Below are 12,603 nucleotides of genomic sequence, written 5' to 3' on the forward strand. Positions count from 1 at the left end.
AATAAATATTAAATTTTTAAACCATCATAGGCTAAAAAAACATTTTCTGGTAATTCTTTTTCAACCTCTTCATGTAAACCTAACAATTCGCTAATATGTGTTAAATACGCTTTTTTAGGTTTTATTTCGTCAATAAAAGCCAGCGATTCTTCTAAATTAAAATGTGTTGCATGCACTTCTTTTCGCAAGGATGTAACAATTAACACCTCTAAATTTGTTAACTTTTTTTTCTCTTCTTCTGAAATCGTTTTAATATCCGTAAGATACGCTATATTATTAAATCGATAGCCCAAAATAGGCAATCGCCCGTGCATTAATTCTATTGGCGTTACTTTTACGGCATCTAAATAAAAACTATTATGATGCGAAATAACAGTACTGAAAACCGCTGGCGCACTTGGATATCTATTTTCGGTAGTAAAAATATAGTCGTATCTTTTCTTCAAAACACCTAAAACTCGCTTACTCGTATAGATAGGAACTTCGCCCATTTGGAAACAATACGGACGTATTTCATCTAATCCTGCAATATGATCGGCGTGTTCGTGTGTGAATAAAATACCGTTTATTGAAGTTACTTTTTCACGCATCATTTGTTGGCGAAAATCAGGACCGCAATCTATTACATAATTAATGTTATCCCAAGAAATAACGATGGAAGAACGTAAACGTTTATCTCGAAAATCGTTAGACAATGCCACAGGATGTGTGCTGTTAATCATCGGAACACCCGTAGAAGTTCCTGTACCTAAAAAGGTTACTTTTAATTGTATATTTTTCTTCATTGTTAACACAAAAATAAGACAAAAATTACCTGATAACTGCTATTTTAAGTACATTTGTTGCAATAACATAAAATTAGAAAAATGGCCATCACACTAAAAGGAGATAAGAAAATAAGTACCGTACCGACAACCAATAGTAAAGCGTTAAAAATCAACTTAAATGCCCATATTTATGGAACATTCGCAGAAATTGGTGCGGGACAAGAAACTGTTCGTAATTTTTTTAGAGCTGGTGGAGCTTCAGGGACTATCGCTAAAGCAATGAGTGCCTATGATAAAGATTTTTCAGATGCTATTTATGGTATTGAAAATGACAATCGTTATGTAACCGAAAAACGATTGAAAAAAATGCTAAAACATGAAATGGATTTAATTGAAGACCGTCTTGACCGTCAAAAACATCCTGATAAATTGTTTTTTAGCTATGCAAATACCGTTGCAACAATCAATTTTTCTAAAAAATTTAAAGGACACGGATGGGTTGGTATTCGTTTTCAATTAGATCCTCTGGAAGATTATAATGAAATAATTTTACACCTGCGTTTTAAAGAAACAGATGCACGTCAGCAACAAGAAACCTTAGGCGTTTTAGGCGTTAATTTAATTTATGGTGCGTATTATTTAAATGATAATCCAAAGGAATTATTAAAATCTTTTTACGATAATATTGATAGCGATCGCTTAGAAATTGATATGATTAATTTCTCGGGACCTCGTTTTACCTATGTTGATAATCGTTTAATGAGCCTACAATTAGTTAAAAACGGAATGACAAATGCCGTAATGTTCGGTCCTGATGGAAATAACTTATTGCCCGCTCAAGTTTTATATAAAAAGAATATTTTAGCCTTACGTGGAAGTTATCGTCCTGTAACCAAAGTAAATATGGATATGTTTGAACGTGCTAAAAAATTATTTTTAGCCGAAAAGAAAGTAAATCCTGATAAAACACAAATTATATTCGAAATTACCCTTAGTAATCTTCGCTCAGAAGGTGAAATTAATGAACGAGACTTTTTAGATAGAGCCGAATTACTCTGTGCCTTAGGACAAAATGTAATGATTACCAATTATCAAGAATACTTTAGATTGGTTGATTATTTTGGTGAATTTACCAAAGAACGAATGGGATTAGCAATGGGCGTTCAAAATCTTGTTCAAATTTTTGATGAAAAATATTATCGAAACCTTAGTGGTGGAATTTTAGAGGCTTCTGGTAAACTTTTTTACAGAGATTTAAAAGTATATATGTATCCGTATAAAGATGAAGAAACAGGCGATTTTATCAATAGTGAAAACCTAAAAGTTCATCCGAGAATGAAAGAATTATATAAGTTTTTCAAAAATAACGGAAGGCTTGTCGATATTAAAAATATTGATCAAAATAGTTTACATATCTTTTCTCGAAGAGTCTTAAAAATGATTAAAAATAACGAAGAAGGTTGGGAAAAAATGCTTCCTGAAGGAGTTTCGAAAACCATTAAAGAGAAACGTTTATTTGGATGCTCTAGAAAACGAATTTAATAAATTAAAATGGTATCGAGAATTTGAATTATTTTTTGTTGATAAATTTTGATTGATTTTAATTGATTTTGAAGCTTAAAAAGTTCTCGATACTATTTTTTTGAAGGAAAAAAAGCACTCAAACTGACAGTTTATTTAATAAATTATACTCGCTATTTTAAACCTTTTACTTTTTTTAAAGTCTAAACACTACATTTAAACATGATAAATTTAGTGGTCAATTAATGCCAATTAACGAGCAAAAACTTATAGCCGAGTTACAAAACCCCAAAACTAAAGAACTGGCTTTTAAACAATTACTATCACTCTATAAAGAGCGATTGTATTGGCATATTCGAAAAATTGTAATTTCGCACACCGATACCGATGATGTTTTACAAAATACTTTTATCAAGATTTTTAAAAATATTGACGGCTTTAAAAAACAAAGTAAACTCTATTCTTGGATGTACAGAATAGCCACCAATGAAGCCATTACTTTTATCAATAAAAGAGCTTCACAAAAAAATGTAGCTATTGCCGAATATCAACAACAATTAGTTTCTTCTTTAGATAGCGATACTTGGTTTACAGGCAATGAAATTGAACAAATCCTACAAAAAGCAATTGCAACTCTGCCCGAAAAACAACAATTAGTTTTTAATATGAAATATTTTGACACCTTAAAATATCATGAAATTTCAGAAATTTTAGGAACTTCTGTAGGTGCTTTAAAAGCGTCCTATCATATTGCGGTAAAAAAAATTGAGCAATTTATTAAAAACAACCATTAAACCTTTTACAGATATTAAAGTCTTAGCATTGAGATGGATAAAGAATTAAAACATACCTTGGATTTTAAAAATCAAAAGATAAGTAATAAAGCAGGTTTTTCTATTCCTGAAAATTATTTTCAGACAATTGATGCGACTATTTTAAATAAAATAAATCAGAAAAAAGTTACAGAAATTAAAAAAGTTAAAAATAAGAAAGATGAAATAGAAGAAAATAATAAGGTAGAAAAAAATAAAGATAATAAGATTATTTATTTATCTCAAAATTTATATAAAAAAACACCCTCATTTATTACACTAATTGCAGCAGCATCAATAGTAGTATTTATTGGATTTTACTATCTAAATACTACAAAAGCCCATTATTCTTTAGATGATATCACTCCCGCAGATATTAGTTTTTGGTATGAAAACGGATACGGTACGACCAATAATAATGAATTAGCTATAATGTTAGAAAGCTCAACAATTGATGAACGTGATATTTTATCTTCTATAAATGATGAAAATTTAGAAGATTACTTAAATATGAGTAATGACGCTACTTTTTTAAATGAAAATTAATAAAAAATGAAAAAAAACATTCTTTTAGTTTTTCTGATATTCTTCGGATTTTTTTCAGGAAAAGCACAATCAAAAAAGGGGAATTATGAAAAAATTCGTACGTATAAAATCGCCTATTTAACCGAAAAATTAAATTTAACAGACGCCGAAACCAAAAAATTTTGGCCAATTTATCATCAATATGACCAAAAAATGAGATTGCTTCGTAAAGAAAAACGTTTTATTTTCAAGAAAAAACTATTAAATACAGGGCAAATTGATGAAATTTCAGAAAAAGAATCCAAAGAAATTTTAGAAAAAATACAACGTATCAATAAACAAGAATACGAGATGAGGACATTGTTTTATCATCAAATTTCAAAAGTAATATCATTTAAAAAGATTTTGCGTTTACAAGTTTCTGAACATAATTTCAATCGAAAATTAATGAGAAAACTTAAAAATAAAAATCATAAAAAAAGAAGCTAAAACAGCTTCTTTTTTTTTATAATCTTATATACTTATAGGTTACGTATTCTGTAAGTAATCTATAATTGTTTTATAGTTGTTTTTTAACTAACGCTAAACTAACATATAAATTCGGTTTATTTGCGGTATATTCTTTTAACCAAATTGTTAATTCATTAATTTCGTAAGGTAACAAACTATTTAATGCCTTTTCTAATTCTCTACAAAATAAGCCTGTATTAAAACTTACTTTCTCTAATACAGTCTTTCTATACTCATACATTGCTCTTGCCATGTTATTAACGGGGGTTTAATTATAGTATTAATTCCAGGTAATTTACAACATTTTTTCAGGTATAAAATGTTAAATTTTTACAAAAAAAAACCGATACTTATTACAAGTATCGGTTTTTAATTATTTAACATACAGTTAACTATAAGCTATTTACTTTTTCTATTAAAGCGTTTGCTTTTTGTTCTAATTCTGTACTTATTGCTTTAAAGTGTGCTTTTTTATTTTCAACTTTTTTAGCATTTATTTTTGAAATTAATTCGTCATACGTTTCAAAAACTTCTTCTACAATTGCTTCTGACTTTTCTGCATCTACCTCAGGATTTAATTGAGTAGATAATCTACAGATATCAATAATATCTCCTAAAGTATAGTCAATATCTTTTTTTAAATTTTTAATGCTTGCCATAATTATTATTTTTTTTGCAAAATTACTTGATTTAATCTTATTATTATTGTTATTGTCGTTATTTATTAAATTTTATGGATAACTCTTTTATAACAGTGGCAAAATATCGGTAATTTTGGAAACTGTTTTATAGCTATCATTTTTTTGTTGATTACTAACTTGTTCGTGAATCCAGGTAGTATGAAACGGCACGTGAATTGCGGAAGCGCCAATTTCCAGCAATGGTAAAACATCTGATTTCAAGGAATTTCCAATCATCAATAATTCTGATGGATGAATTTCTAAACGTTTTATCAATTTTAGATAATCGGCTATTTTTTTATCGCTCATCACTTCGGTATGATGAAAATATTGTAAGATTCCTGATTTTTCTAATTTTCGTTCTTGGTCTAATAAATCGCCTTTTGTGGCTACGATTATTTTATATTTTCCTTGTAATTCTTGAAGTATTTCTACGACTCCGTCTAACAAATCGATTGGTTCTTCGAGCATTTCTTTACCAATTTCTAAAATTCTTTCAATTATTTTTTGATTGATTTTATAGTTTGATAATTCCACGGCAGTTTCGATCATCGAGAGTACGAATCCTTTAATTCCGTATCCATAAATTGCAAGATTATCGATATGTTTTTTATAGAGTTCTTGATGAATTTTATTTTCAGTTTCGTATCCCGATAGAAGTTTTGCAAATTCTTTTTCGGCGTTTCTAAAAAAGGTTTCATTTACCCAAAGTGTATCATCGGCATCAAAAGCGATTACTTTAATTTTAGTCATTTTCGAGGATTTTTTTAGCTTTTTCTAAATCTTCGGGCGTATCAATCCCGATACTTTCCACAGAAGTTTCAATCATTTTTATTTTTTTCCCAACTTCTAAATAACGGATACATTCTATTTTTTCGGCAGCTTCAATTGGTGTCATTGGTGTTTTATAGAAATCGAGTAAGGCTTGTTTTCTAAAGGCGTATACGCCTTTGTGCTTGTAATATGTAACCTTTAATTCTTGATCTCTATGAAACGGAATAACGCTTCTCGAAAAATAAATAGCAAAATTATGGATATCGGTAATTACTTTTACATTATTCGGATTTTCAATATCTTCTAAGGTTGTCATTGCTACTTTTAGCGATGCTAAATCTATTTCCTTTTTAGTGTCTTCTTCAAAGGCTTTTATCAATTTTGATAACGAAACCGTATCAATAAAAGGTTCATCTCCTTGCACGTTTACGACAATATCAACGTCTAAATTCTCGACAGCTTCGGCAATTCTATCCGAACCACATTCGTGTTCTTTGATGCTCATTATTGCCTTCCCTCCTGTTTCTTCTATGGTTTTGAAGATTAGTTCCGAATCCGTTACAACATAAACTTCATCAAATAAATGGGCATTCACGGCAGCTTGATATGTTCTTACAATTACAGGTTTTCCGCCTAAATTTTTCATTAATTTTCCAGGAAAACGAGACGCACTATAACGTGCAGGAATCATTGCAATTATTTTCATATAGTATACTTAATTTATATCATTTATTGTATCCAAAGATACATATTTAAACACGTTTTTTAATTTTACAGAATTAGGGTTTGTAAAACTTTAACAATATTATGTCCTTAGTTTTTCTTGATTATTCTTGATTTCTAAAAAAAATGACTAAATTTGGCTACATTATGAACATACTTTTATATATATATCGCATTATTTCAAACACTATCGTCACGATTGAGTGCACTATGCGTATGCATAAAAAATATATCTATATAAAAAGTACCACTAACAATAGCTTTAAAGAACGGTTTTAAAACCGATATTTAATACAAACTACAAAAGGTGCTTTTTTATAAAAAGCACCTTTTTTTTATTTACTTTTTAAAATTAAACAACTTATGAACACTGTAAAAATCTCAAAAAAAATGAATATGCGCTTAAAAAAAACAATGTATTTCGTCCAAAATCCGTTTTATAAAAAATCTAAATTTCCACCGATAAATCCATAATATCATGAATACGTATATCATTTCTAAAAATAATTCTTCACAATTTACGGTTAGTAAAAAACAGGTTCATAAAAATAAAATCCTAAAAACGGGTATTTTATATGATAAAATTGAAACTAGCGTAAGTTCTTCTCTTATACTTCACAAAAATTTCTCCAATTTAAGTTTTAAAAGCATTGAATTTGATATTATCAAAAATGCCTATTTAAATGATAATCTTATCATTAAAAATAATATTAAAAAATTGAGTGACACCGAAATTATTTTACAGATAACGGTTTCAAAAAAAGAAAAAAAGCAAGAAATTATCTGTAAAGCAATCTTTGGATATCATTTACAAAAAGCATCTTAATTTTGATGTTTAAAGTTTAAAAAACAAGAAGCTCAAAATGGGAAACTTACTTATTTTGGGCTTATTTTACACTTATTTTTGAAGTATTTTTTATTTGATAAAAACTTCTAAAAGTTTGGCATTTTCGGTGATAACGGTTACATTTTTAATACAGGCTGGCACTAAAATAGTTTCTCCTAAGCGTAATTTTTCATGTTGATTTCGATATACAAAAACCACTGTTCCTTCCACGCACATATAAATTACGAAACTATCTTTATCATGATTATTGATGATAAAATCTTGTGTTAAATGCAAATAATTTGTGGTAAAATATTTACAATCGACAATCGTTGATGGATTATTTTTACGTTTTAAATATTCGGCTTTATAGTTTGATTTTGCAGAATAATCAATCGCATCTAATGCCAAATTCAGGTGTAAATCTCTTAATTTTCCGTTGGAATCTTTTCTTCCCCAATCAGAAATTCGATAGGTAACATCGGAAGTTTCTTGTATTTCGGCTAATAAAACACCTTTTCCAATAGCGTGTACACGTCCTGATGGCACTAAAAAAGTATCGCCTTTTTTTACATAATCTACATTAAGCAATGCTAATTCATCGTTAGATTTAACAGTTTTTAAAAACGATTTTTTATCAGTTTCTTCTGAAAAACCAATAATTATTTTTGCTTTTTTATCGGCATCAACAATATACCACATTTCGGTTTTCCCTAGAGAATTGTGTCTTCTTTGTGCCAGAATATCGTTGGGATGTACTTGTAAACTCAAGGTTTTTTTGGCATCAATAAATTTAATTAACAATGGAAATTTATCTTGAAAAATTAAATACACTTTTTCGCCAACAATTTGTTCTTTAAATTCTTGAATAAGTCCTTTTAAAGCGCGTCCTTTTAAATCGCCATTATTAACGATTGAAATATCTTCTTGTACGTCTGAAATTTCCCAACTCTCACCAACATCTTTTTTGGTTGCTTTTTTATGGAGTACTGTTTTTAGCTTTTGTCCGCCCCAAATTTTAGATTTTAAAATAGGTTCAAACCGTAATAATTGATGTATCATAAATTAAGCACCACTATAAGTTACATAATTTCTGCGTGTTTCGTAGAGCGTAATTGATAACGCTAATTTTTCTGGAATACAAACTCGTAATTTATTAAAAATAACGACAGATATATTTTCAGCTGTTGGGTTTAAATTTTGAAAATCTGGAACATCAATATTTAAATTTTTATGATCGAAAGAATTTTCTATTTCTGATTTAATTACGTTTTTTAATTTTCCTAAATCGTACACAAAACCAGTTTCAGGATCTATTTCTCCTGTTAAAGAAACAATTAAATCATAATTATGCCCGTGATAATTTGGATTGCTACATTTTCCGAAGATTTCAAAATTTTTCTCTGCAGACCATTTTTCATTAAATAATCGATGCGCCGCATTAAAATGGGCTTTTCTATGTACAGTTACTTTAGGCATTTTTATATTTTTTTTAGATATTTATAAGAGAATTATTTAAAACCTCGTAAGATTCATCAAATATAATTTTAAACCAAGCGGTGTATATTTCAGGATTTTCTTGCATATCTTTTTTAACGGCTTCTAAAGTCATCCATTTATGGCTTTCAACCTCTTCTTTATTGATTGTTGGTTGGTCATTAAAAGTCCCGACCATTACGTGATCTAATTCATGTTCTGTTAATCCGTTATCAAAAGGTGCTTTGTAGATAAAAGAAAATATATCTTTTAATTCACAAACAAAGCCCATTTCTTCTTGAAGCCTACGTTTTCCAGCACCTATATTTGTTTCTCCAACACGTTGATGCGAGCAACAGGTATTGGTCCATAATAACGGTGAATGATATTTCGTTTTGGCACGTTGTTGCAACATTAATTCTTTTTTATCATTAAAAACAAAAACGGAAAATGCTCTATGTAACAGGGCTTTTTCATGTGCTTCTATTTTTTCCATAAATCCGATAGGATTATCTTGTATATCGACTAAAATTACCTGTTCTTTCATGTATAAAATTTATGCAAAGCAAACATACAAAATTGGAATCAATTCGACAATGAAACTGTAAAAGCTTGCAAACAGTAAAGCAGTAAAGCTTTGAAAAATTACGCATTAAACCGTATCTTTGCACCCTTAAATTTGATACATGAGCTTTTTAAAAGAAATACAAAAACGACGTACATTCGGAATTATATCGCATCCAGATGCTGGTAAAACCACTTTAACCGAAAAGTTATTATTATTTGGAGGAGCAATTCAGGAAGCTGGTGCGGTAAAAAACAACAAAATAAAAAAGGGAGCTACTTCCGATTTTATGGAAATTGAACGTCAAAGAGGTATTTCGGTAGCGACCTCTGTATTGGCTTTTATTTATAAAGACAAAAAAATAAATATTTTAGATACCCCTGGGCATAAAGATTTTGCAGAAGATACTTTTCGAACATTAACCGCCGTGGATAGTGTAATTGTGGTTATTGATGTTGCAAAAGGTGTCGAGCCTCAAACTGAAAAATTAGTAGCAGTTTGTCGAATGCGTAAAATTCCGATGTTAGTTTTTATCAATAAATTGGATAGAGAAGGAAAAGATGCCTTCGATTTATTAGATGAAGTGGAGCAAAAATTAGGATTGCGAGTAACTCCGATGAGTTTCCCAATTGGAATGGGCTACGATTTTAAAGGAATTTATAATATCTGGGAAAAGAAATTAAATATTTTTTCTGGTGATAATAAAACAAAAATTTCAGAAGGTGTTCAATTTGATGATTTATCAAATCCAAAATTAGATGAAATTATTGGGGAAGCAGCTGCCGAAACATTGCGTGAAGAAGCAGAATTAGTTTCAGAAGTATATCCTGAATTTAATCAACAAGAATATTTAGCGGGTGATTTACAACCCGTTTTCTTTGGTTCGGCTTTAAATAATTTTGGTGTAAAAGAATTATTAGATGCTTTCATTGAAATTGCGCCTGAACCACAACCTAAAAAAGCAGAAGAACGTTTAGTTGATTCTAAAGAAGAAAAATTAACAGGTTTTGTATTTAAGATTCACGCAAATATGGATCCTAAACACAGAGATAGACTTGCTTTTATCAAAATTGTATCAGGAACTTTTAAAAGAAATTCGCCTTATTTACATGTTCGTAATGGTAAGAAAATGAAATTTTCAAGCCCAAATGCCTTTTTCGCTGAAAAGAAACAAATTGTTGATGAATCTTTTCCTGGTGATATTGTTGGTGTTCATGATACAGGAAACTTCAAAATTGGTGATACCTTAACCGAAGGCGAACAATTAAATTTCAAAGGAATTCCAAGTTTTTCTCCAGAGCATTTCCGTTATGTAAATAATGCCGATCCGATGAAATCGAAACAATTATACAAAGGTTTAGATCAATTAATGGACGAAGGTGTAGCGCAATTATTTACCATGGAAATGAATGGTCGTAAAATTGTAGGAACTGTTGGAGCATTACAATATGAAGTAATTCAATATCGATTAGAACACGAATATGGTGCGAAATGTACCTATGAAAATATTTCAGTACACAAAGCATGTTGGGTGGAACCTGAAGATGAAAAAAGTGAAGAATTTAAAGAATTTAAACGTGTTAAACAACGTTATTTAGCCAAAGATAAACAAGGGAAATTAGTGTTTTTAGCCGATTCATCATTTACGATGCAAATGACACAAAGTAAATATCCAACCGTAAAACTACATTTTACAAGTGAATTTGAATAGTTAATAATTGATATTTAATATTTTTTAGAAAAATGGAAACAAAAAAACAATGTATCATTATAAGAAATAAAGCAATCTTTTTAGATGGATTACTTCACTACATTCGTAATGATGTATTTCTGATTTTTCTTTTTTCTTTTTTCTCTTTTATAACTTTCAGTCAAGAAAATTCATCTAATTTAAAAGGAACAGCATTACACAATAAAGTTCGTTTGAATTTTATTCCTGTAAAAATGCCTACGGATAAATTTCCAAATTTAAAACCAACTATGGGATTGGCTGGTTTACACTATCAAATACCGATTAATAATTGGTTGTATGGTGGCGCTGGGTTTCATTTTGCCGTAACTGGTGACCAAGGAGGTTTATTTACGTTAGGTGCAGAATTAGGCGTAAATAAACAACTTTATAAAAATTTATATGTCGATGCAAACCTTCATTTTGGTGGCGGTGGCGGATACCGAAATTTAGTAAATGATGGTGGCTTTATCAATCCAAATATTGGTTTACAATATAAAAAAGATAACTATTCTTTTGGTGTTCAATACAGTCATTTGAATTTTTTATCAGGAGAAATAAAAAGTAATTCGATATCTCTATTTGTTGAAATTCCAAGCGTTTTACGTTTTACTGATTATAATAAAGCACATCAAAATTTTACAGCAAAAAATATTTCTTCGGATAATTTCTGGAGTAAACCTGTTGTAAAAAATGTACAACAAGTTCGTTTTGATTTTTTCAAACCTTTTGGAAATTCAAAAAAAGACAACGGAGAAACTTTAAACGAAACATTATATGTATTAGGTTTTGAATATCAAAAATATGTAAGTGAAAATACTTTTTTATTCGCGCATACCGATGCCATATATAAAGGATTACGTGCCGGTTTTATGGACTTATTTTTTGGTGCAGGATATCATCCGTATCAATCAAAATACATTAATCTTTTTACAAAATTAGGCGTTGGTGCAGCTGGCGGACGTGTTGCTCCTGAAGGTGGTTTGATGGTGTATCCATCCGCAGGAATTGATTTGAAATTAGCTAATAATCTCGCATTAAGCGGACACGCTGGTTATTATCGTGCCATTGCTGGTGATTTAGAAGCATATACTGTTGGTTTTGGATTGAAATATTACGGATTAAACGGAGGAACAAAATCTCAAAATAAGCATCAAAAAAAATATACCAATTTTTATACGCAAGGTTTACGCATTGAAATTCAGAATCAAACGTATTTCGATGTTGCCAAAACCGATGATATTTATAATGCCAAAGAAATTGATTTACAGCTTATCGGTTTAAAAGTAAATTATGACCTTAATAAATGGCTATACATTGCAGGAGAAGCTAGTTTTGCCTACGATGGTCGTTCGGGCGGATATGCTCACGGCCTGGTTGGTGCAGGAATATATTCACCCCGATTTTTAAACAATAAAGCACGTGGCTTTGCCGAAATAATGGCAGGCGCTGGCGGTGGTGCTGGTGTCGATACCGATGAAGGAATTATTATGCGTCCAATACTTGGATTTAGCTATGATATTCATAAAAATATTTCAATTATTGCTTCAACAGGAAAATATAATTCGCCTTTCGGAAAGGTAAATGCCACAAATATTAACATAGGTTTAAGCTTAAACCTTTCAACTTTATCAGTAAAAAACTAATTTTGCTTTTTCTTTAGATTTTATTTAAATATTTTTTTAGATAATTTTT

Annotated in this window: 15 protein-coding genes; 7 read left to right on the top strand and 8 right to left on the bottom strand. The window is 29.8% G+C overall.

The genetic code is table 11. The features are described 5' to 3' along the window. Positions 1-8: 8 nt before the first annotated feature. A complete protein-coding gene (locus tag L0U72_RS06725; protein ID WP_233883499.1) occupies positions 9-785 on the bottom strand; it encodes an MBL fold metallo-hydrolase in 777 nt (258 codons plus the stop codon). A gap of 81 nt (positions 786-866) precedes the next feature. Here L0U72_RS06725 and L0U72_RS06730 point away from each other — a divergent pair, with 81 nt between their 5' ends. From L0U72_RS06730 to L0U72_RS06745, 4 genes are all read left to right on the top strand, one after another. Further along, the gene (locus L0U72_RS06730; RefSeq protein WP_233861404.1) at positions 867-2,309 is read left to right on the top strand and encodes a TonB-dependent receptor; all 1,443 of its coding nucleotides are present in this window, start codon (positions 867-869) and stop codon (positions 2,307-2,309) included. 224 nt (positions 2,310-2,533) lie between these two features. Next, positions 2,534-3,082 carry an RNA polymerase sigma factor gene (locus tag L0U72_RS06735; protein ID WP_101916601.1) on the top strand — a complete coding sequence of 183 codons (549 nt, stop codon included), beginning with the start codon at positions 2,534-2,536 and terminating at the stop codon, positions 3,080-3,082. Positions 3,083-3,115: 33 nt separating this feature from the next. Further along, complete coding sequence (locus L0U72_RS06740) at positions 3,116-3,646, top strand: hypothetical protein (protein ID WP_233898735.1); 531 nt, start codon at positions 3,116-3,118, stop codon at positions 3,644-3,646. Positions 3,647-3,652: 6 nt separating this feature from the next. Beyond that, a complete protein-coding gene (locus L0U72_RS06745) occupies positions 3,653-4,114 on the top strand; it encodes a sensor of ECF-type sigma factor (protein WP_101916603.1) in 462 nt (153 codons plus the stop codon). 70 nt (positions 4,115-4,184) lie between these two features. Here the strand turns inward: L0U72_RS06745 and L0U72_RS06750 are convergent, their stop codons facing one another. The 4 genes from L0U72_RS06750 to kdsB all read right to left on the bottom strand — a co-directional run bounded on the left by L0U72_RS06750 (position 4,185) and on the right by kdsB (position 6,295). Next, a complete protein-coding gene (locus L0U72_RS06750) occupies positions 4,185-4,388 on the bottom strand; it encodes a hypothetical protein (protein WP_101916604.1) in 204 nt (67 codons plus the stop codon). A gap of 139 nt (positions 4,389-4,527) precedes the next feature. Continuing rightward, positions 4,528-4,794, bottom strand: coding sequence for a hypothetical protein (locus L0U72_RS06755; RefSeq protein WP_101916605.1), 267 nt, complete (start codon positions 4,792-4,794; stop codon positions 4,528-4,530). An 87-nt stretch (positions 4,795-4,881) separates the two neighbouring features. Further along, entirely contained in the window at positions 4,882-5,568 is a 687-nt protein-coding gene (locus L0U72_RS06760) for an HAD family hydrolase (RefSeq protein WP_101916606.1), read from the bottom strand. Then, the gene (gene kdsB, locus L0U72_RS06765) at positions 5,561-6,295 is read right to left on the bottom strand and encodes a 3-deoxy-manno-octulosonate cytidylyltransferase (protein WP_101916607.1); all 735 of its coding nucleotides are present in this window, start codon (positions 6,293-6,295) and stop codon (positions 5,561-5,563) included. The genes L0U72_RS06760 and kdsB overlap by 8 nt, the downstream gene beginning before the upstream one ends. A gap of 495 nt (positions 6,296-6,790) precedes the next feature. Between kdsB and L0U72_RS06770 the strand changes: the two genes are divergently transcribed. After that, on the top strand, positions 6,791-7,138 hold the full coding sequence (locus tag L0U72_RS06770; protein ID WP_101916608.1) for a hypothetical protein: 348 nt from the start codon (positions 6,791-6,793) through the stop codon (positions 7,136-7,138). A gap of 90 nt (positions 7,139-7,228) precedes the next feature. Here L0U72_RS06770 and L0U72_RS06775 read toward each other — a convergent pair whose 3' ends face one another. From L0U72_RS06775 to idi, 3 genes are read right to left on the bottom strand one after another with little or no spacing between them, the layout of a single operon-like run. Then, a complete protein-coding gene (locus tag L0U72_RS06775) occupies positions 7,229-8,200 on the bottom strand; it encodes a type I phosphomannose isomerase catalytic subunit (protein ID WP_193699763.1) in 972 nt (323 codons plus the stop codon). A gap of 3 nt (positions 8,201-8,203) precedes the next feature. Further along, positions 8,204-8,617, bottom strand: a complete 414-nt coding sequence (locus tag L0U72_RS06780) for a 6-pyruvoyl trahydropterin synthase family protein (RefSeq protein ID WP_101916610.1) — start codon at positions 8,615-8,617, stop codon at positions 8,204-8,206. A gap of 13 nt (positions 8,618-8,630) precedes the next feature. Further along, positions 8,631-9,161, bottom strand: a complete 531-nt coding sequence (gene idi / locus L0U72_RS06785) for an isopentenyl-diphosphate Delta-isomerase (protein WP_233861402.1) — start codon at positions 9,159-9,161, stop codon at positions 8,631-8,633. Between the two features lie 139 nt (positions 9,162-9,300). Between idi and L0U72_RS06790 the strand changes: the two genes are divergently transcribed. Together L0U72_RS06790 and L0U72_RS06795 are read left to right on the top strand one after the other, a co-directional pair. Further along, positions 9,301-10,890 carry a peptide chain release factor 3 gene (locus L0U72_RS06790; protein WP_233898736.1) on the top strand — a complete coding sequence of 530 codons (1,590 nt, stop codon included), beginning with the start codon at positions 9,301-9,303 and terminating at the stop codon, positions 10,888-10,890. Between the two features lie 32 nt (positions 10,891-10,922). Next, positions 10,923-12,554: a hypothetical protein gene (locus tag L0U72_RS06795; RefSeq protein ID WP_233898737.1), complete on the top strand. Its 1,632-nt coding sequence runs from the start codon at positions 10,923-10,925 to the stop codon at positions 12,552-12,554. Positions 12,555-12,603 lie beyond the last annotated feature (49 nt).

The organism is Tenacibaculum piscium (genome assembly GCF_021390755.1).
GTDB classification, from domain to species: Bacteria; Bacteroidota; Bacteroidia; order Flavobacteriales; family Flavobacteriaceae; genus Polaribacter; species Polaribacter piscius.